General features: G+C 71.5%; 17 protein-coding genes. 5 read left to right on the top strand and 12 right to left on the bottom strand.

Annotation, left to right across the window (positions count from 1 at the left end; translation table 11 throughout):
* Positions 1–21: 21 nt before the first annotated feature.
* The 3 genes from mqnP to ACFW2G_RS08655 are packed head-to-tail and all read right to left on the bottom strand — an operon-like array spanning position 22 to position 2,869.
* Positions 22–945, bottom strand: a complete 924-nt coding sequence (gene mqnP, locus ACFW2G_RS08665; RefSeq protein WP_037918794.1) for a menaquinone biosynthesis prenyltransferase MqnP — start codon at positions 943–945, stop codon at positions 22–24.
* Positions 942–1,415 (bottom strand): hypothetical protein, encoded by a 474-nt coding sequence (locus tag ACFW2G_RS08660; protein WP_037918792.1) that lies wholly within the window; start codon positions 1,413–1,415, stop codon positions 942–944. Before ACFW2G_RS08660 ends, mqnP begins: the two co-directional genes overlap by 4 nt.
* Positions 1,412–2,869 carry a menaquinone biosynthesis decarboxylase gene (locus ACFW2G_RS08655; protein ID WP_037918790.1) on the bottom strand — a complete coding sequence of 486 codons (1,458 nt, stop codon included), beginning with the start codon at positions 2,867–2,869 and terminating at the stop codon, positions 1,412–1,414. Before ACFW2G_RS08655 ends, ACFW2G_RS08660 begins: the two co-directional genes overlap by 4 nt.
* Positions 2,870–2,959: 90 nt before the next feature.
* On the opposite strand from ACFW2G_RS08655, the gene ACFW2G_RS08650 reads away from it, so the two are divergent.
* Positions 2,960–3,298 (top strand): PLD nuclease N-terminal domain-containing protein, encoded by a 339-nt coding sequence (locus ACFW2G_RS08650; protein ID WP_384582694.1) that lies wholly within the window; start codon positions 2,960–2,962, stop codon positions 3,296–3,298.
* Positions 3,299–3,326: 28 nt separating this feature from the next.
* Here ACFW2G_RS08650 and ACFW2G_RS08645 read toward each other — a convergent pair whose 3' ends face one another.
* From ACFW2G_RS08645 to hemL, 8 genes are all read right to left on the bottom strand, one after another.
* Positions 3,327–3,842 (bottom strand): SRPBCC domain-containing protein, encoded by a 516-nt coding sequence (locus ACFW2G_RS08645; RefSeq protein ID WP_037918786.1) that lies wholly within the window; start codon positions 3,840–3,842, stop codon positions 3,327–3,329.
* Positions 3,843–3,867: 25 nt separating this feature from the next.
* Entirely contained in the window at positions 3,868–4,956 is a 1,089-nt protein-coding gene (gene ccsB / locus ACFW2G_RS08640) for a c-type cytochrome biogenesis protein CcsB (protein WP_037918784.1), read from the bottom strand.
* On the bottom strand, positions 4,953–6,656 hold the full coding sequence (locus ACFW2G_RS08635; protein ID WP_384446319.1) for a cytochrome c biogenesis protein ResB: 1,704 nt from the start codon (positions 6,654–6,656) through the stop codon (positions 4,953–4,955). The genes ccsB and ACFW2G_RS08635 overlap by 4 nt, the downstream gene beginning before the upstream one ends.
* 13 nt (positions 6,657–6,669) lie before the next feature.
* A complete protein-coding gene (locus tag ACFW2G_RS08630; protein ID WP_384446317.1) occupies positions 6,670–7,443 on the bottom strand; it encodes a cytochrome c biogenesis CcdA family protein in 774 nt (257 codons plus the stop codon).
* A 4-nt stretch (positions 7,444–7,447) separates the two neighbouring features.
* On the bottom strand, positions 7,448–8,074 hold the full coding sequence (locus ACFW2G_RS08625) for a TlpA family protein disulfide reductase (RefSeq protein ID WP_384582691.1): 627 nt from the start codon (positions 8,072–8,074) through the stop codon (positions 7,448–7,450).
* 78 nt (positions 8,075–8,152) lie between these two features.
* Positions 8,153–9,388: a hypothetical protein gene (locus ACFW2G_RS08620; protein ID WP_370466482.1), complete on the bottom strand. Its 1,236-nt coding sequence runs from the start codon at positions 9,386–9,388 to the stop codon at positions 8,153–8,155.
* 224 nt (positions 9,389–9,612) lie between these two features.
* Positions 9,613–10,311, bottom strand: a complete 699-nt coding sequence (locus tag ACFW2G_RS08615; RefSeq protein WP_037918777.1) for a histidine phosphatase family protein — start codon at positions 10,309–10,311, stop codon at positions 9,613–9,615.
* Entirely contained in the window at positions 10,308–11,630 is a 1,323-nt protein-coding gene (hemL, locus tag ACFW2G_RS08610; RefSeq protein ID WP_384446312.1) for a glutamate-1-semialdehyde 2,1-aminomutase, read from the bottom strand. The genes ACFW2G_RS08615 and hemL overlap by 4 nt, the downstream gene beginning before the upstream one ends.
* A 133-nt stretch (positions 11,631–11,763) precedes the next feature.
* Here hemL and ACFW2G_RS08605 point away from each other — a divergent pair, with 133 nt between their 5' ends.
* Positions 11,764–12,372: a hypothetical protein gene (locus ACFW2G_RS08605; RefSeq protein WP_078556091.1), complete on the top strand. Its 609-nt coding sequence runs from the start codon at positions 11,764–11,766 to the stop codon at positions 12,370–12,372.
* A gap of 358 nt (positions 12,373–12,730) precedes the next feature.
* Here ACFW2G_RS08605 and ACFW2G_RS08600 read toward each other — a convergent pair whose 3' ends face one another.
* Positions 12,731–14,092 carry a hydrolytic protein gene (locus tag ACFW2G_RS08600; protein WP_384582688.1) on the bottom strand — a complete coding sequence of 454 codons (1,362 nt, stop codon included), beginning with the start codon at positions 14,090–14,092 and terminating at the stop codon, positions 12,731–12,733.
* A 188-nt stretch (positions 14,093–14,280) separates the two neighbouring features.
* Between ACFW2G_RS08600 and ACFW2G_RS08595 the strand changes: the two genes are divergently transcribed.
* From ACFW2G_RS08595 to ACFW2G_RS08585, 3 genes are all read left to right on the top strand, one after another.
* The gene (locus tag ACFW2G_RS08595) at positions 14,281–15,051 is read left to right on the top strand and encodes a LuxR C-terminal-related transcriptional regulator (RefSeq protein ID WP_384446308.1); all 771 of its coding nucleotides are present in this window, start codon (positions 14,281–14,283) and stop codon (positions 15,049–15,051) included.
* Positions 15,052–15,245: 194 nt separating this feature from the next.
* Positions 15,246–18,380 carry a hypothetical protein gene (locus tag ACFW2G_RS08590; RefSeq protein WP_384582685.1) on the top strand — a complete coding sequence of 1,045 codons (3,135 nt, stop codon included), beginning with the start codon at positions 15,246–15,248 and terminating at the stop codon, positions 18,378–18,380.
* The gene (locus tag ACFW2G_RS08585; RefSeq protein ID WP_384582682.1) at positions 18,377–19,081 is read left to right on the top strand and encodes a DUF4255 domain-containing protein; all 705 of its coding nucleotides are present in this window, start codon (positions 18,377–18,379) and stop codon (positions 19,079–19,081) included. Before ACFW2G_RS08590 ends, ACFW2G_RS08585 begins: the two co-directional genes overlap by 4 nt.
* The last annotated feature ends 68 nt before the right edge of the window (positions 19,082–19,149 follow it).

Here is a 19,149-nt window from a genome sequence, read left to right as displayed (position 1 = left end):
CGACGGCAGGTGGCAGGCTGCTCAGAAGGTCAGGCCACGCACCACGAGATCGGCCAGGGCGCACACGAAGAGGGCGATGCCGATGAAGCCGTTCACGGTGAAGAAGGCCCGGTTCAGGCGCGACAGGTCGTGCGGCGTCACGATGGTGTGCTCGTAGACGAAGGCGACGACGACGATCGCCAGACCGGCCCAGAACAGCGGGCCCGCGTCCGTGGCGAGCGCGTACCAGGCCAGCAGGGCCGTGGTCACGACGTGGGAGCCGCGCGCGCCCCACAGGGCGGCCGGGACGCCGAAGCGGGCCGGGACGGACTTGACGCCCTCCGCGCGGTCGGCGGCCACATCCTGGCAGGCGAAGATCAGGTCGAAGCCGCCGATCCAGACGCCGACCGCCAGACCCAGGATCACCGCGTCCCAGGACCACTCCCCGGTGATCGCCAGCCAGGCCCCGACCGGGCCCATCGCCTGGGCCAGTCCGAGGATGGCGTGCGGGAGGTTCGTGAACCGCTTGCCGTACGGGTAGACCACCATCGGGACGACGGCGACCGGCGCCAGCGCCAGACACAGCGGGTTCAGCAGAGCCGCCGAGCCGAGGAAGACCACGAGCGCGATCGCCGCACCGGTCCAGGCCGAGCGGACCGACACCGCACCGGTGACCAGCTCACGCCCCGCCGTCCGCGGGTTGCGGGCGTCGATCTCGCGGTCGATGATCCGGTTCGCGGCCATCGCGAAGGTCCGCAGCCCCACCATGCAGACCGTGACCAGCAGCAGCTTGCCCCAGTGCACGGTCCGGTCGAGCTGGAACATGGCGGTCAGGGCGGCGATGTAGGCGAACGGCAGCGCGAAGACCGAGTGCTCGATCATCACCAGCCGCAGGAAGGCCCTGACCTTGTTGGCGGCCTCCGGGGCGGGCCCCTGTCCGACCACTCCGTCGGCGGTGGCCATCATGCGACCTCCCTCCGGAACCGTTCGAGGTCGGCGAGCAGGTCCGGCGCCCGCAGCGCACCGAGGTCCAGCGTCCGGGCGGCGGGGCCGTCGGGCTCGCCCTCGGGCGGGGTGACGTGCGCGGTGACCGCCCAGTCGGCGCCGGCGGGCCGGGCGTCCAGGCGCAGGAAGTTGCCGGCCTCGACCGTGAAGGGCTCGGCCGCCGCCAGGGCCTGCTGCAACCGCTCCGCGAAGGCGTCGGCCTCGGTGTCCCGGGCGCCGGGCAGTTCGAAGCCGTCGCCGTCGCCGTCCGCGTCGTACATCAGCGTCCAGACGTCGCCGGGCCCGGCGAACTCCTCCGGGCTCACGCCCGCGTCCCGGGCCGCGGCGATCACGCCGGGCTGGGTCGGGTCGATCTTCGGGCGCGCCAGGACGACGTACGCCTCCGCGGTGCCGAGGTGCAGTTCCGGGCCGTCCACGGGGATCGGACTCACAGGCCGTACTCCTTCCAGCGGCGGTCCACCAGGGCCGCCGTCGCCGGGTCGGACTCCACCATGTCGGGCCAGCCGCCGTCGCGCGTGTAGCCCTCCTCGGGCAGCTTCTTGGTGGCGTCGATGCCCGCCTTGCCGCCCCAGAACTGCTGGTAGGAGGCGTGGTCAAGATGGTCCACCGGTCCCTCGACCACGGTGAGGTCGCGGGAGTAGTCCGTGTTGCCGAGGGCCCGCCAGGACACCTCGTGCAGGTCGTGGACGTCGCAGTCCTTGTCCACCACGATGATCAGCTTGGTCAGCGACATCATGTGGGCGCCCCAAATGGCGTGCATGACCTTCTGCGCGTGCTTGGGGTACTTCTTGTCGATCGAGACGATCGCACAGTTGTGGAAGCCGCCCGACTCGGGCAGGTGGTAGTCCACGATGTCCGGGATGATGATCTTCAGCAGGGGCAGGAAGAACCGCTCCGTCGCACGGCCGAGCGGGCCGTCCTCGGTCGGCGGGCGGCCCACCACGATCGACTGGAGCAGCGGCCGCTTGCGCATCGTGATGCAGTCGATCTTCAGGGCCGGGAAGGGCTCCTGCGGGGTGTAGAAGCCGGTGTGGTCGCCGAAGGGGCCCTCCGGGAGCATCTCGCCGGGCTCCAGCCAGCCCTCGACGACGACCTCGGCGTTGGCCGGGACCTGGAGCGGGACGGTCTTGCAGTCGACCATCTCGATCCGCTTGCCGGCGACGAAGCCGGCGAAGAGGTACTCGTCGATGTCGCCCGGCAGCGGCGCGGTGGACGCGTAGGTGACGGCGGGCGGGCAGCCGAAGGCGATCGCGACCGGCAGCCGCTCGCCCTTGGCCGCGGCGACGGCGTAGTGGTTGCGGCTGTCCTTGTGGATCTGCCAGTGCATGCCGATGGTGCGCTTGTCGTGGCGCTGGAGTCGGTAGAGGCCGAGGTTGCGCACGCCCGTCTCGGGGTGCTTGGTGTGCGTCAGGCCGAGGTTGAAGAAGGAGCCGCCGTCCTTGGGCCAGGTGAAGAGGGCGGGCAGCAGGTCCAGGTCGACGTCGTCACCGGTGAGGACGACCTCCTGGACGGGTGCGGAGTCGCCCTTCACCTTCTTCGGCGGGACGTGGACCATCGAGCCGAGCTTGCCGAAGGCCTCGCGCACCCCGATGAAGCCCTGCGGCAGCTCCGGCTTCAGCAGGCCGCCGATCTTCTCGCTGATCTCGCCGTACGACTTCAGGCCGAGGGCCTTCAGGAGGCGGCGGTCGGTCCCGAAGACGTTCATGGCCAGCGGCATGGCCGAGCCCTTGACGTTCTCGAAGAGCAACGCGGGACCGCCCGCCTTGTTCACTCTGTCGACGATCTCCCCGACCTCCAGGTACGGGTCGACTTCGGCCTTGATGCGCTTGAGGTCGCCCTCTCGCTCCAGAGCCCGGAGCAGCGAGCGGAGATCGTCGTAAGCCATAGGGGTCAGTATCCGTCACCAACTACGCTGGGAGCGTCACCGGGGCCCCTTGCGGGTCCGTCGCCACTGCCCGGGAGTCGGTCCCACACCGTGCTGCGCTACCTGCCGTTCCTGCTGATCATCGCGCTGACCATCTACGCCTTCATCGACTGCCTGAACACGCCGGAGCAGGAGGTCAAGCACCTGCCCAAGCCGATGTGGGTGATCATCATCCTGCTCTTCTCCATCGTGGGGCCGGTGGTGTGGCTGTTCGCGGGCAAGCAGCGGGTGGCCTCCGGCGACGTACGGCGCCCCCGGGGCGGCCGCACCCAGTGGGTGGCCCCCGACGACAATCCGGAATTCCTGAAGTCCCTGCGCGAGGAGCAGGACGACAAGAACCGGGACAAGGACCGGGACAAGGACAAGGACAACGGCAAGGACGCCGACTAGGGCCGGCCGGGCTTCCGGCCGGAAGGCCTCAGGAGGCCTTGGGGACCCGACTGAAGGACGCGTACGACTCGCGCAGCCGAGCCCGGCGGGCGTCCGTCCAGGCGGACCAGTCCGTCGGGCGTCCGGCCAGCGCGGCGTCCAACAGCTCGAAGTGCTCGTGCCAGCCGGCCAGGCAGTCGAGGCGGTCCTCGTCGGAGCCGCCGCGCTCGTTCACGAACCGGACGACCGTCGAATCGGTGCCGACCGCCTCCAGGTGGAAGCGGATCCGGCCCTGCTCGCTCACCGTGTACTCGGCGACGCGCTCCACGTCCCAGGCGGTGACGTGTCCGCTCGCCACGGTGGGGGTGTTCAGCCAGCGCAGCGTGACGGACCCGCCGAGCCGCCGCTCCAGCACGTCGGCCGCGGCCAGCCAGCCGCGCAGCCCCTCGGGCGTGGTCAGGGCGTGCCAGAGGGCCTCGTAGGCGTACGGGAGATGCAGCTCGAAGCGGAGCAGCCAGTGGTTCTCGCCGCGCCGTTCGCTGGTGGCATGGCTCACGAGGGACATGCCACCAGCGTCTCACTCCCGCCGGTCAGACGCCCGCGTACGAGTGCTTGCCGCTGAGCAGGATGTTCACGCCGTAGTAGTTCCAGATCCAGCAGGCGAAGGCGAAGAGGGCCAGGTAGGCGGCCTTGCGGCCCTTCCAGCCGGCGGTGGCGCGGGCGTGCAGGTAGCAGGCGTACGCCACCCAGGTCACGAAGGACCAGACCTCCTTGGGGTCCCAGCCCCAGTAGCGGCCCCAGGCGTCGCCCGCCCAGATCGCGCCCGCGATGATCGTGAAGGTCCACAGCGGGAAGACGGCCGCGTTGATGCGGTACGAGAACTTGTCCAGCGAGGCCGCCGAGGGCAGGCGCTCCAGGACGGAGGAGGTGATCCTGCCGGGCTTGCCGCCGCCGGCGAGCTTGGCCTCGTAGGAGTCCCGGAAGAGGTAGAGGACCGCGCCGGCCGCACCGAGGTAGAAGACGGCGCCGCAGAAGATGGCGGTGGAGACGTGGATCCACAGCCAGTACGAGTGCAGGGCCGGAACCAGCTGGTCGCTGTCGGTGTAGAGCCAGGTGACCGCGATGCCGAGGTCCAGCAGGACGGTGGTGACCAGGATCAGGCCGAGCCAGCGGACGTTCTTCTTGAGGGCGAGCAGCACCAGGTACGTGCCGACGGCCACCGTGGAGAAGGTGATCGAGAACTCGTACATGTTGCCCCAGGGGGCCCGCTCGACCGACATCGCGCGGGTGACCACTCCGGCCGCCTCGACGAGGAAGGCGAGCGCGGTGAGCGAGACCGCGATCCGCCCGTACAGGTCGCCCTGCACGGTGCCGCCGGCGGCGCCGGGGCCGTCCGGGACGTCACGGGTTCCGGCGCCGGAGCGGGTGGTGACCCGGGGCCGGTCCAGTACGGCCGTGGCGCCGCCCTTGCCGCGCACCTGCACGGCCGGGGCAGCCGACGCGGCCGCGGTGGAGCCGGTGAGCGCCGCGGCCGTGCGGGCCACCTTGCTGCGGCTACCGAAGGTCCACTCGGCGATGTGTGCGAAGAAGGCGAGCGTGTAGACCGCCATCGACGAATAGACCAGGTAGTTGCTGATCTCAGCCAGATTCTCGTTGGCTGCGGCTGCGAGCGGCGTCATCCGCGCTCTCCTTCAGGGGTTTCTTCGACAGGTTCGGCGGGCGTCGCGGTCGGCGCCTGCTCGTGCAGCGTGGCGGCGAGGTCCGCCAGTTCCTCCGGGAGTCTGGCGGACTCGCTGCGGCCGAGGCCCGCCATCTCCACGACGGTCACGCCGTCCTTGCCCGCCACGGCGCGCACCCAGATCCGGCGGCGCTGGATGAACAGCGACCCGGCCAGGCCCGCGATGGCGGCGATCGCACCCGCGAGGGCGAGGCCGCTGCCGGGCTGCTGGGTGACGGAGAAGGTGGCCCACCGCTCGATGCCCTCGAACGTTACGGTGCCCGCGCCGTTCGGCAGGGTCATCGTGTCGCCGGGCGCCAGCTTCTGCTTGAACTGCTCGCCCGAGGCGTCCTTGAACATCTCCATCTTGGAGGTGTCGAGTCGGTAGACGTTCTGCGGCAGACCCGAGTCCACGCCGAGGCTTCCGTGCCAGGCGTTGAGCATGAGCTGCGGGTTCAGCAGGGCGGGGAACTGCGAGAACATCGTTCCCATGCCCTCGCCGGCGAAGGTCGGCACGAAGACGGCGTTGAAGCCGAGCTGCTCCTGCTTGCCGTCCTTGTCCTTGTAGCCGTCGGTGACCTTGACGGCCCCGGTGGAGGTGAGGTTGCCGTCCTGCGGGAGCACCGGGACGGCGTCCTTGTAGATCACCTTCCCGGTGGGGTCGGTGACCGAGATGATCGGCGCATAGCCGTGGCCGAGCAGGTAGACCTTGGACCCGTCGATCTCCAGGGGCTTGTTGACCTGGATCTCGCGCTTCCGCGGCGTGCCGTGGGCGCCCTCGCTGAGGGTGACGTACGCCGTGAAGTCGCGCGGGGTGCCGCGCTGCGGGCCGGACATCTCGTAGGTGGCGTCGAAGCGGTCCAGGGTGAAGCTGAACGGCGGCAGGTCGTCCGGGTGGAAGAGCGTGCCGGGCTTGAAGTCGTCGTACTGGGTGAGCGTGTTCGAGAAGCCGGTGCCGCGCAGGACCAGCTTGCCGCCCTCCGACTTGAAGTACTGGCCCCAGGCGAAGGCGACGAGCATCACGATCAGCGCGACGTGGAAGATCAGGTTTCCGGCCTCGCGGAGGTAGCCCTTCTCCGCGGCGATGTGCCCGGTGCCCGCCTCGGTGCGGAAGCGCTTCGCGCCGAGCAGCGCCCTCGCGTACGAGAGGACCTCGTCGGGGGTGCTGTCGGTGCGCCAGGTGGTGTGGGCGGGCAGCCGGTCGAGCCTCCTGGGGGCGGCCGGCGGTCGGCCGCGGAGCTGGCCGACGAACTGCCAGGCGCGCGGGACGATGCAGCCGATCAACGAGATGAACAGCAGCAGGTAGATCGCGGAGAACCACACGGAGCTGTAGACGTCGAAGAGCTGGAGCGCCTCGGCGACTCCGACGTAGGACGGGTTGTCCCGCTTCCACTCGGCGACCTTCAACGCGTCGACGTTGGTCTGCGGGACGAGGGAGCCCGGGATGGCGCCGAGTGACAGCAGGAAGAGCAGGATCAGCGCCACCCGCATGGAGGTGAGCTGCCGCCAGAACCACCGGGCCCAGCCGATCACTCCGATGCCGACCGGACCGCTGTCCTCGACGGGTGCGGTGGAGAGCTGGGAGCCGGCCTCCGCCTCGGAGGGGTCCCCCGGGGAGGGCTCGGGCGGCGTCCCGGTGGGCGTCTTGTCTGTCGTACTCATGTCCGTCGGTTCCTCAGATCCCCACCGTGAAGCTTTGGGTCCAGCTCTGCATGTCGGTGACGATGCTGTCCCACCAACCTGTGACGAGCAGCAGGCCGGTGACGATCAGCATGCCGCCGCCGATGCGCATCACCCATGCATAGTGCTGCTTCACCCAGCCGAATGCACCGAGCGCCTTGCGGAAGGCGATCGCGGCGAGGACGAAGGGCAAGCCCAGGCCCAGGCAGTAGACGACGGTGAGCAGCGCGCCGCGGCCGGCGCTCGCCTGGTCGAGGGAGAGCGTGCTGACGGCCGCGAGGGTCGGGCCCATGCAGGGGGTCCAGCCGACTCCGAAGAGCACGCCGAGCAGCGGCGCGCCGAGCAGTCCCGCCGTGGGCCTGCGGTGGAAGCGGAACTCCCGCATGGTCAGGCCGGGGATCGCTCCCATGAAGAAGAGGCCCATGAGGATCACCACCCCGCCCAGGACGCGGGAGATGATCTCGTTGTTCTCCCGCAGGGTCTGGCCGAAGTAGCCGAAGAGCGCGCCGGTGGAGACGAAAACCGCGGTGAAGCCGGCGATGAACAGGAGCGCGCCCGCCAGCATCCGCCCGCGGCGGGCCTCGGCGAGGTCCGCTCCGCTCACGCCGGTCACGTAGGAGAGGTAACCGGGTACCAGCGGCAGGACGCACGGCGAGAAGAAGGAGACGAGCCCCGCGAGGAGCGCGATCGGCAGCGCCAGCAGCAGTGCGCCGTTCAGGACCGTCTCGTTCACACCCGTGGCCTCGGCGGCGAGGACGTACTCGACCACGGGGTCACCCCTCCGCGAGGACGGGGTCGATCATTGAGCGCAGCTGCTCCTCGCTGAGGGGGGCCAGGGTGCGCGCGGCGATCTTGCCCTCCTTGTCCAGGACGAGCGTGGACGGGATGGCGTTCGGGCTGAGGCTGCCCTTGGGGAAGCGGAGCAGCAGCTTGCCGTCGGGGTCGTAGAGGCTCGGGTAGGGGACCTTGAAGGTCTCCTCGAACGCGGCGGCGTTCTGCTTGCTGTTGTCGCGGACGTTGATGCCCACGAAGACGACGTCCTTGCCGGCGTCGGCGAGCTCCTTGGAGACCTTCGCGAAGGACGGGGCCTCGGCGCGGCAGGGCGGGCACCAGGAGCCCCACACGTTGAGGACGACGACCTTGCCCTTGAGGGCGGTGGTGTCGAGGGTCTTGCCGTCGATGGTCTCGCCGTCGAGCTTGGGGGCCTCGGCGCGCTCGCCCTTGGCCGCGGTGGAGATGCCGCTCTCGCCCGTGACGTAGTTGCCGCCGCTGCCGGTCGGCTTGCCGCTGTCCGTACCGCTGCACGCCGTGAGGGCGAGGGCGCCGGTGAGGGTCACTGCGGTCAGCAGGAGGGCGCGGCCGCCGGGTGAGCGGCGTCGGGGGGCGCGGCTAAGGCTCATGTGAAAAGTTTCGCATGAGCAATTCGCGGATCCTCCGCACCCCCCGGCCGGTTGTCAATGCCCTGGTCAGGTGGTGGTTCAGGCGGCGGCGAGGTATGCGTTCCAGCCGCCGGCGGGTGACTGGCCGGGGCCGAGGGCGCGCAGCCGGTCGAGCACCTTGGGGTCCTGGACCTCCAGCCAGTCGGTGAACTGCCTGAAAGACACGAGCCGTACATCCCTTTTGTCCGCCATGCCCTTGAGTGCTTCCTCGACGGCGTCCATATAGATGCCGCCGTTCCACTCCTCGAAGTGGTTGCCGATGAAGAGCGGGGCGCGGTTGGTCTCGTAGGCCCTGCGGAACCCGCCGAGATAGGTGGCGGTGGCCTGGGTGCGCCAGGCCGGGTAGTGGGCGGGCGCACCCCTCGTGGTGTTCTTCGACTGGTTGGCGAGGATGTTGTAGTCCATCGACAGCACCTCGAAGGAGTGCCCCGGGAAGGGCAGGGACTGCAGCGGCAGGTCCCAGATGCCGGACCTGCGCACGGGCCATACCTGGAGGCCGCCGGGCGAGCTGGCGTCGTAGCGCCAGCCCAGCTTCCGGGCGGTCGGCAGGAGGTTGTCCCGGCCCAGGAGGCAGGGGGTGCGGGCGCCGGTCAGTTCCTTGCGATAGTCGAAGGGCAGCGGTTCCGCATCGGTGAACCCGGTGTTCGTGCGCCAGCTTGTGACGAAGGACACGGCCTGATCGATCTCGCTCTGCCAGTCCTCTGGGGTCCAGCGGGCGACGGAGCCGGGCCCCCCGCAGAAGTGGCCGTTGAAGTGCGTGCCTATCTCGTGCCCGTCGAGCCATGCCTCGCGGACGTGGCCGAGGGTGGCACGGACGTTCTCGTCCTTCAGGTAGCCGATGTCGGACGCGCCGACGGGATTGTTCGGCGGCCGGTAGAGGTGCCGCTTCGACTCGGGCAGCAGGTAGATGCCGGAGAGGAAGAAGGTCATGGCCGCGCCGTGGTCCCTGGCGAGCTTCAGGAAGCGCGGGAAGAGACCGTTGCCGACCTCCCCCGCGCCGTCCCAGCTGAAGACGACGAACTGCGGCGGAGTCTCGCCCGGCTGGAGGGGCACCGGCGGGTCGGGCTGGTGGGGCTGCGGTCCGGTGTCGGCCGTCGAACCGTCACCGATGGGCCTGGCGGGCGCCTTCCCACCGGGCCCCGGGTCCTTCGCGGGCCCGGGAGCGCCGGGACCGGACACGCCGGGCAGTCCGCAGCCGGCGACTCCCATCGCGGCCGCGGCGCCAAGTCCCAGTCCCAGCAGCCCCCTCCGACTGACTCCCCTGATGTCGCGCATGTCACCGTCCCCATCGTCGTCAACACGCCCCGACCGAAAGTCCATATAAGCGGACAAGCCGACCGGACATGTGTGCTGACACGGTGATTCCCGCGCATCTTGTATTTAATGAGACAGATCTGTAACGGCCCGTAACGGACCGTCGGACCCGGAGACGGGACCGTCCCGATCCGGTCTGGTCCGACCCGGTCCTGTCCCGTCCCGTCCTGTCCTGTCCTGCCCGATCAGGCTCCGAACGCCTTGGAAGCGCCCTTCACCGGCTTCGCCCCGGCCAGCAGGTGGGCCGGGACCAGGTCCCGGGCCGGCTCGCTGTAGCCCACCGACACCAGCTTGTCGCCCTGGAAGGTGAAGGACGTCAGGGACGCGAGGGTGCACTGGCGGCGGCGCGGGTCGTGCCACAGCCGGCGCTTCTCCGCGAAACTGCGCACGATCCAGATCGGCAGCTGGTGGCTGACCGCCACCGCCTCGTGGCCGCGGGCCGCGTCGCGCGCGGCCTCCAGCGCGCTCATCATCCGGACCACCTGCTCGACGTACGGCTCGCCCCAGGAGGGCTTGAACGGGTTCGTCAGGTGCTTCCAGTTGCCGGGCTTGCGCAGCGCGCCGTCGCCGACGCCGAAGGTCTTGCCCTCGAAGACGTTCTCCGCCTCCAGCAGCCGGGCGTCCGTCGCCAGGTCCAGGCCGTGGGCCTTCGCGATCGGCTCGGCCGTCTCCTGGGCCCGCTCCAGCGGCGAGGACACCACGTAGGCGATGTCCCGGCTCTTGAGGTGCTCGGCGACCCGGTCCGCCATCCGGCGGCCCAGCTCGGAGAGGTGGTAGCCCTCGCGACGCCCGTACAGGACCCCGTCCGGGTTGTGCACCTCACCGTGGCGCACCAGGTGCACGACGGTGATGTCGGATGTCGCGTCGCGGCCGTCGGTGCTCATGCGGTGGCCTCCGCGGCGGCTCGGGCGGCGGCCGGCAGGGCTGCCGCGACGCGCTCGATCGCCTTCTCGTCGTGGGCGGTGGAGACGAACCAGGACTCGAAGGCGGACGGCGGCAGGTAGACGCCCTGCGCCAGCATCGAGTGGAAGAACGCGTTGAAGCGGAAGCTCTCCTGCTTCTTCGCGTCGTCGTAGTCGCGCACCGGGTCCTCGGTGAAGAAGACCGAGAACATGTTGGACGCGGTCTGCAGGCGGTGCGCCACACCCTCCTTCGCGAGCGCCCCGGCGACCAGGCCCTGGATCTCCGCCGAGACGGCGTCGACCTTCTCGTACGCGGCCGCGTCGAGCAGCCGCAGCTGCGCGAGGCCGGCCGCGGTGGCGATCGGGTTTCCAGAGAGCGTGCCCGCCTGGTAGACGGGGCCCGCGGGGGCGAGGTGGCCCATGACGTCGGCGCGGCCGCCGAACGCCGCGGCCGGGAAGCCGCCGCCCATGACCTTGCCGAAGGTCATCAGGTCGGGCTTGACCCCGTCGACGCCGTACCAGCCGGCGCGGGACGTGCGGAAGCCCGTCATGACCTCGTCGGAGATGTAGAGCGCACCGTTCTCGCGGCACAGGTCCGCGAGCCCCTGGTTGAAGCCCTCGGCCGGGGTGACCACACCCATGTTGCCGGGCGCCGCCTCGGTGATCACGCAGGCGATCTCGCCGGGGTGCGCGGCGAAGGCCGCCCGGACCGCTTCGAGGTCGTTGTAGGGGAGCACGATCGTGTCGCCGGCCTGCGCACCCGTGACACCGGGGGTGTCCGGGAGCGCGAAGGTGGCCAGCCCGGAACCGGCGGCGGCCAGCAGGGCGTCCACGTGACCGTGGTAGCAGCCGGCGAACTTCACGACCTTGGCGCGACCGGTGAAGCCGCGTGCCAGCCGGATCGCCGACATGGTCGCCTCCGTCCCGGAGGACACCAGGCGCACCTGCTGCACGGGCTCGATGCGCCCCACGATCTCCTCCGCGAGCGCCACCTCGCCCTCACCGGGTGTACCGAAGGAGGTGCCGCGTGCGACGGCCGCCTGGACGGCCTCGACCACCTCGGGGTGGGAATGGCCGAGGATCATCGGCCCCCACGAGCAGACGAGGTCCACGTACTCGCGACCGTCGGCATCCGTGAGGTACGGACCGGTGCCGGACACCATGAACCGGGGCGTACCGCCCACGGCGCGGAAGGCGCGCACGGGAGAGTTCACGCCGCCGGGGGTCACGAGGGAGGCGCGCTCGAAGAGCGTCTGCGAAACTGGGGCTTCATACGGGTACGGGTAGCTCACACCAGCCATGGTCTCAGAGGCTGCGACAGACTTGCGGGCGGGCGTTTCACCGCGTCGCCGCGGGGGAGGTCACTGCCATGATGATCAGGCTGCGTGGCGGGGGCCGCGGGGCCGGGACGAGCAAGACCAGTCGGGTGGAGATATGCAACGCGGTGGTGGACCGGGCGAGGGTACGGACGGCCTCGACCCGCAGCGCGCCCGCGAAGCCCGCGAGGCCCGCCGCCGGGGCAGGCACCGCAGGCGCGCCACCGAGGCGGCCGACGCCGTGCCGGAGCCCGCGACGCCGCCCGAGGACGCGCCCAGGGGCCGCGGCATGGGAGTGACCTACAAGTACTTCGGCGCCCCCGACGGCGCGACGGCGGCACGGGTCCCGGTGACGATGCGGCCGGAGGAACTCGGCGGGGACGAGCTCGGCATGGGCGGCCTCTTCACCAAGATCAAGCCAGAGACGATGGCCGCGATGGTGCTGACCGGCATCGAGGGCATACCCCTGCACAAGGTGCCGCCGCTGGAACTGGTCGTCCTCCACCCCGACTACGCGGTGGTCAAGCTCCCGACGACGGTGGTCGACCCGCTCCGCGGGATCGGGGAGGAGTCCGTGGGCGCCGCCGCCTTCATCTGGTCCACGGTCCCGGACCGCGGCGGCCCGAGCGACGCCTTCAACGTCTACCAGCTGCTCCACGAGTGGCAGGATTTCAGCCACCGTCTCCACGAAGCGGGGCATCAGCCCTACTGCCTGGTCTGGCCCTGACCGCCGTCTCTTCCCGAGCCCGGGCGGTGCACACCGGACCGGAGCACGACGTCGCCCGCTGCCACGGTCCGGGCGGGGTGCGGAGCCGTCCATCGTGAAACCGGGCACGAACCGGGCGCGACCCCGCCCCAATCCGGGTACGAGCCGGGCGCGATAGTCGAAAACCGGCCATGTTTTGCCGACTGCCCCGCTACCGCCCAGTAGCCGCGCAATAGCCGTGGAACGGCGCAACCGCACCGGAACACGGGAATGCAGACGACCCGTCACCAGTCCGTCCGGTAGGCACTTTCCGGACGGACCGGGACGGGTCCGCTTTGCTCCTGGGCGAGCCTGACGGACTATGTCCGTCCCGCTCGGGTCACCTGAGGTCGCTCAGCACACCGCTCACGTTGAGGACTTCGTGGCACTCCTGGGCCTGACGGCCGGTGGCCGGAGTGCCCGGCTTCGCACAGGTCACCTGGACGGTCACAGTCTGACTCTCGGTGATGCTGATGGGGGTGACCCAGTGGTAGTCCTGGTTGCGGAACGTCTCCAACGCGATCGTCGTGATCTTGCGGTCGCCGAAGTCGATCGTCAGCACGCCCTCGTCGCCCTGGAAGTTGGCCACCACGAGGTCCGTGATCCCGAACACCTTGCCCGCGGGCACCGTGTAGGACCCGGTCTTGCTCTGGCCGCCGCCGGTCTGCAGGTCGATGGTGGCCGAGCTCTGCAGCCCGCCGCCACCGCCGCCGGAGCCACCACCGGAGCCACCACCGCCACCCGCCCCGGGCTGGCCGCCCTTCGCCGCACCCTGGCCGGTACCCACACCGCCCGGCTGCTTGCCGCCGCCGGCCACCGGGTTCTGCCCCGCCCCGTCCGCCGCGGGCTCCGGGTTCCTGGCGGCCTCGGCCGCCGCCTCCTTCGCGGTGCTGCGCACGGCGGGGCGCACCAGCATGAACCAGGCGAGGAGCAGAGCGAGCAGCGCGGCCAGGACCGCGAGCAGCCATGTCGGGAAGACCGGGATCTGGACGAACTCCACCTCAAGCGGTGCCCGTACACCCTCGCGCTCGGGACGCGGCCCGGCCCCGCCGGCGTCCCCCGCCTCCCCGGCCTCCCCCGCCTCGGCCACCTCCACGGTGAACGGCCAGGTCACGGGGGATCCGAACCACACCGGGCTGCCGGTGCGGACCTTCAGCACCACCTCGGCGGATTCGCCCGGTTCCAGCTTCAGCGTGGGCGGGGCGACGTCGAACTTCAGCTCCTCGCCGGGCTGTGCGGGCGTGAAGCCCACCTTCACCGGGGCGTTCCCCTCGTTGCGCACGGCGATGCGGTATCGCCCGCGCAGCCATCCGCGGCGGCGTTTGGGAGCGCTCTCTGCGCGCAGTTCCCGGAACTCCTCCACGTGGACGGTGGTCTCGGGCACCCGCACGGCCTCGGGCTGCTCGGTGGGCAGCACGCGTACGGCGAGCGGCACGTCCCCGGCCCGCACCTGGGAGGAACGGGGCGGCGCCAGACGGATCGTCACCGTCTCCGAGGTGCCCGGGTACAGCGAGACGCGCTCGGGTTCCACCGTGGTCCAGGCAGCGCAGTCGCCGACGACTTCCAGGCGGTACGCCTCGACGATGTCGCTGTCGTTGCGCACGGTCAGGCTCGTGGTGGCGGTACCGCCCGGCATCACCGACACCGGCTCGATGTCGAGGACGGGCGCGCCAGGGCTGGGAGATGCAGCTGGGGATGTCACGCCACGACGCTACGGCCGCCGCCACGCACACCACCACGGACGCGGGGGCAAGGCCCCGGGCAGTCCCGGTGCCCCCGCAGACTTTCCCAACTCCTCCTGCACGGCCATCGGTTGGACCTCAACGTCGAGATCCGACCGGGCCGGCCACTTCCGTTACCCCACGACGCATCACGGAACAGGTACGACACATGCGCTGCGCTGATGACAACGGCATCATCCACACCTCCGGCACCGGCATATCCCGGCTCCCCGCCCAGGCCCCTGCGCCAGCCCCTGCCCCAGCCCCAGCCCCTTCTGCTTCTGCTTCTGCTTCTGCTTCTGCTCGCAGAACCGGTCGACGGGTGACGGTGGCCGTGTACGCCTCCGACCCGATCCTGCGCGTCGGGGTCGTCCACCAGCTGCGCCAGCGACCCGAGATCGAGCTCGTTCCCGACGCGGAGGCCGACGCTGCGCAGGTGTCGCTCGTGACCGTGGACAGCGTGGACGACGAAACCGCAGCCCTGCTGTACCGGCTGCGGCACAACCCCCACACCCGCACCGGACTCGTGGTCGGCACCTTCGAGTCGGGCGACGCGCTGCAGCGTGCCATCGAGTGCGGGGTCAGCGCGGTGCTCCGGCGCGCCGAGGCAGACCAGGACCGGCTCCTGCGGCTGGTGCTGGCCATAGCGAACGGCGAGGGGGTGCTGCCCGGAGACCTGCTGGCCAAGCTCCTCGACCACATGGGCAGCCTCCAGCGCTCGGCTCTCGACCCGCGCTCGGTGTCCCTTTCCACGCTGACGTCGCGCGAGGCGGACATGCTGCGCCTGGTGTCGGAAGGGCTGGACACCGCGGAGATCGCCCGCAAGACCTCGTACTCCGAACGGACCGTCAAGAACGTGCTGCACGAGGTCATCACGCGCCTGCAACTACGCAACCGGACGCACGCGGTCGGCTACGCCCTGCGCAACGGTCTGATCTGACCTCCCGGCACTGCCCGAAAGCGCACACGGCGCTTCCCCCGGGTCCGGCCGCGCGGCCCTGCCGGTCCGCGCGGCCGGACCGGCAGGGTGGCGGGGTGACAGGCAGGATGCGGGACCGGACTGTGAGGTGGGCCGTGAGGGGCACGGAGGGGTCCGGCCGTCGGCGACACCGCTGGGGGAGGGCCGGCGCGTCGATGCTGCTGCTGGCGCCCTTGCTCGCGGCGACGGCGGCCGCCGGACCGGGCGACGCCGGGGCTCAGCCCCTCGCGGCCGACGCCGGGAGTGGCCGGGTGGCGTACGCCGGTACGCGCCACCGCAGCCTGGGGCGGGTGGCGGACGGCACGACCGACGCCAGTACCCCGCTGTTCGGTGACGGGCCGGTCCACCTCGACGTCCAGCCCTCGGCCCTCGGCGACCAGCTCGTCTTCGCGAGCCGCCGCGACGAGCGGACTCCGCAGGTCTACCTGCGGTCCGCGGACGGATCGGTCCGCCGGCTGACCGGCGGCATGGACGCGGGCAACCCCCGGCTGACCCCCGACGGGCGGTCGGTCGTCTTCGACTCCGCCCAGCGCGCCGCGGCCGGGGGCGTCCAGCGCGACCTGTGGCTCGTGCGCACCGATGGCACCGGCTTGACCCGCCTGACCGACACGCCCGCGAACGAGGAGCACCCCACCGTCTCCGCGGACGGCGCACGCCTTGCGTACTCCTCCGACAGCGACCGGGCCGCCGGACCGCAGGTCTACGTACGCCCCCTGCGCGGCGGCGCCGCCACCCGACTCACCGACCCGGCGAACGGCCCGGCCACCGAGCCCGTGTGGAACCCGGTGGACGACGCGGCCCATCGCGAGGTGCTCGCCTACACCGCCACCGGGTCCTCCGGGCCCCGCCTGCGGTGGACGAACGGGCGCGTGGACGGTCAGCTGCTGTCCGGCGCCCAGGCCGGCTGGCGGACCCGGGGGGCAGCGTGGCTGCCCGACGGGGACGGTCTGCTCTTCGTCAGTCCGGACCGCACCTGTGACTGCAAGGGCGACTGGGACCACGTCTTCCAGGTGCCCGCGCATGCGGCGGACACGCCGAAGCTCGTGTACAGCGAGGACCGTGAGGTCGGCTCGCCCACCTGGCTCGGCCCCCTCCAGGGTGGCGGTGCCGTCGTCGAGCGGATCTCGGCGGGCGGCCCGCACGTGGTGACCCTGCAGGACGCACGGACGGACGGCTCCGACCCCCGTGACCTCAACCTGACCATCCTGAACGAGGACCCTGCGGCCGACACCAACACCGACCCGGCCAAGGACCCGCTGTTCCAGCCCGGCCCCGGCTTCGACCCGTGGACGGAGCGGCAGAACTACACGCCCGACGGGCGAAGGATCGTGGTGACCCGCTTCGAGGGCACGCCGGGCAGCAGGATCCAGCGGATCTGGACGGTCGACGCCGACGGCGCCAACGCCGCGGTCCTGCCGCTCGCCGGCCGTGCCCCCGGGGACTGGGACACCGACCCGACGTTCTCTCCCGACGGCAGGTACCTCGCCTTCACCCGTACCTCCCCCGGCGGCGTCGGCCAGGCTGCCGGGCCCGGGCGCATCCTGATCGCGGACGCCGCGACGGGGGCGATCCGCGGCGAGGTCGTCCCGCCCGCCGGACAGCCCAAGGGCGGCGACGCCCAGCCCACCTGGTCCTCCGACGGCACGACGCTCGCCTTCACGCGCAACCTGGTGATCAACGGCCACGGCGGCAACAAGCACATCTGGACCGTGCCCGTGGAGCACCTCGACCGGCAGCGCGACCTGAGCTCCACCGTCTGCTTCGGCGCCTGCGAAGTCATCGACGACAGCCCCGCGTTCTCCCCGGACGGCACCACCATCGCCTTCAACCGCAAGAACGGTGGCGGCCGCGTCGACGAACGCAGCGGCATCCTGCTCGCCTCCCCGGCGGGCGGCACCTGCCGGGTCCTGCTGCCCGACGCCGCCCGCGACAAGCCGGGAGCCTGCGGCCGCGAACTGCCCGAGACCACGGGCAACGGCCCCTACCAGCCGCGCGACGCCGCCTGGACCGCCGACGGCACGTCCCTGGTCGTCACCGGCCGCGGCTCCCGGGCCGCCAACAGCCCGGAGAAGCTCAAGCTGGTGAACGTCGCGACCGGTGCCCACAACCTGCTGGTCACCGGCCTGCCGGGCCGTCAGAAGGAACCCAGTGTGCAGCAGTCGGTGGACCTCGCGGTGCGGGCTCCCCGCAAGAGCGCGCCGCTCACCGTCGGCGGCTCGACCACCGTCCGGGTGGACGTCGTCAACCAGGGTCCGGCGGCCTCCCCCGGAACCCGGCTGACCGTCGCGCCTCCGCTCGGCGTGAGCATCACCGCGCTCACCGCACCCGGTGCGACCTGCGGCGCGGCAGCCCTGACCTGCGCGCTGGGCATCGTGACGCCCGGTACCACCGTCCCGGTGACCGTCACCCTGACCGGTGTCACCCCCGGTGACCAGAGTGTGGAGTGGTCGGTCACCGGTACCGTCCTCGACCCCCGCCCCAGCGACAATGCCGGCCGGACCGTGGTGCCGGTGCGCGAGGCCCCCGTCACCCCGGAGCCGACGCCGACTCCGCCCACCCCGACACCGGCACCGCCCACGACACCGGCCCCGCCCACGACGCCGCCCACGACGCCGGCTCCGGCGCCGCTGCCGCCCGCACCCCAGGCCGGCCCCGGCGTGAGCATCACCGCACAGCCGAACCCCGGCTACGTCGGCGGCCGCGTCGTCGTCACCGTCACGGTCGCCAACGGTCGCGACGCCCTGGCCACCGGCCTGCGACTGCGCATCGGGCTGCCCGGGGGAATCCCCCACGACGGACCGCCGCCCGGCTGCGACCGGAACTGGACGTGCGCGCTGCCGGACCTGACTCCGGGCGCCAGCAACGTGCTGCGGGTCGTCCTCAGCCCGGACAAGGCGCTCACCGGCCAGGTCACCGCGCACCTCACCACGACCGGCACGGACGCCGACCCGGGCGACAACACCGCACAGCAGGAGCTGCGCATCCTTCAGCCGCGCATCGTCGCGGTCCCGCCGATCGGCAAGCCGGGCTTCGTCACCTCGGTACGGGGCGAGGACTTCCCGCCCGGCGCGCCGGTGCGGTTCGCGTGGAAGCCGGGCATCACGGCCGCGGCGGCACCGACCGTCCCCCAGGCCGACGGCACCTTCATCGGCCAGCTGCTGATCCTCGCCAAGGACCAGACCGGCCCGCGCGTCATCACCGCGAGCGGCCCCGGATTCTCTCCGGTGCAGACCGACTTCCTCGTGGTCAACGGCACGGTACAGCCGCCCGACGAGGTGAGCCGCCGGTGATCCACGAGGTCGACGAAGGGCTGCGGCGGCTGCTCGCGGAATCAGGTCTGGAGGCGTCGGGCGTCGAGGTCGTCTTCGACGCGCCGACCCGCGACTGGGCCGCCCGTCGCAGCGCGCCCACCGTCTGCGTGTTCCTGTACGACATCCGGGAGGACCCGACCCGGCGCGGCAGCGGCGGGGGCGAGGTGTACGACGCGGACGGGTTCGTCGTCGCGCGCCGCACCCCGCCGCGCTGGTTCGAGCTGACGTACCTGGTCACCGCCTGGGCGAGCAGGCCTCAGGACGAGCACCGGCTGCTGTCCCAGGTGCTCTCCTGCCTCGTGGCCACCGATACGCTGCCCCCGCGCCTGCTCACCGGGACCCTCGCCGACCTCGGCCTGCTCGTGGACGTGGACGCGGGCGGCACCGGCATGGACGCGCCGGCCGCCTCCGACGTGTGGTCGGCGCTCGGCGGCGAGCTGAAGCCTTCACTCGGGCTGCGCGTGAAGGCCCCGCTGGCCGGGATCAGCAAGCTCACGGCCCCGCCGGTCACCCAGGGCCTGGTCGTGGACTCCGTACCGCAGGCAGGGCCGGACGGGGACGGCAGCCCGCGCCGGCTGCGCTACGTCGAACTGGGCGCGCCGGGACCGGAGGGCTTCGGCGGCTCCCGGGAACGGCCCAAGGCCCCCGCCCGCCGCCGCAGAGGAGAACGCCAGCCGTGACGCACACCCTCCAGCCCCCGGCCCCTCACCCGGCTGCGGAACAGGAACGGGCCCCGGAACAGGAACGG

It is taken from the genome of Streptomyces sp. NPDC058880 (assembly GCF_042742535.1).
GTDB lineage: Bacteria > Actinomycetota > Actinomycetes > Streptomycetales > Streptomycetaceae > Streptomyces.
Note: the sequence above shows the minus strand (reverse complement) of the source record. Positions and strands in the feature narration are given on the sequence as shown.

Excerpts from the sequence above, each read along its gene's own strand:
- ACFW2G_RS08595 (WP_384446308.1), top strand. The coding sequence starts at position 14,281 with ATGCGCTGCGCTGATGACAACGGCATCATCCACACCTCCGGCACCGGC.
- ACFW2G_RS08615 (WP_037918777.1), bottom strand. The coding sequence starts at position 10,311 with ATGAGCACCGACGGCCGCGACGCGACATCCGACATCACCGTCGTGCAC.
- ccsB (WP_037918784.1), bottom strand. The coding sequence starts at position 4,956 with ATGACGCCGCTCGCAGCCGCAGCCAACGAGAATCTGGCTGAGATCAGC.
- ACFW2G_RS08645 (WP_037918786.1), bottom strand. The coding sequence starts at position 3,842 with ATGTCCCTCGTGAGCCATGCCACCAGCGAACGGCGCGGCGAGAACCAC.
- mqnP (WP_037918794.1), bottom strand. The coding sequence starts at position 945 with ATGATGGCCACCGCCGACGGAGTGGTCGGACAGGGGCCCGCCCCGGAG.
- ACFW2G_RS08590 (WP_384582685.1), top strand. The coding sequence starts at position 15,246 with ATGCTGCTGCTGGCGCCCTTGCTCGCGGCGACGGCGGCCGCCGGACCG.
- ACFW2G_RS08655 (WP_037918790.1), bottom strand. The coding sequence starts at position 2,869 with ATGGCTTACGACGATCTCCGCTCGCTGCTCCGGGCTCTGGAGCGAGAG.
- ACFW2G_RS08605 (WP_078556091.1), top strand. The coding sequence starts at position 11,764 with ATGCAACGCGGTGGTGGACCGGGCGAGGGTACGGACGGCCTCGACCCG.
- hemL (WP_384446312.1), bottom strand. The coding sequence starts at position 11,630 with ATGGCTGGTGTGAGCTACCCGTACCCGTATGAAGCCCCAGTTTCGCAG.
- ACFW2G_RS08635 (WP_384446319.1), bottom strand. The coding sequence starts at position 6,656 with ATGAGTACGACAGACAAGACGCCCACCGGGACGCCGCCCGAGCCCTCC.
- ACFW2G_RS08620 (WP_370466482.1), bottom strand. The coding sequence starts at position 9,388 with ATGCGCGACATCAGGGGAGTCAGTCGGAGGGGGCTGCTGGGACTGGGA.
- ACFW2G_RS08625 (WP_384582691.1), bottom strand. The coding sequence starts at position 8,074 with ATGAGCCTTAGCCGCGCCCCCCGACGCCGCTCACCCGGCGGCCGCGCC.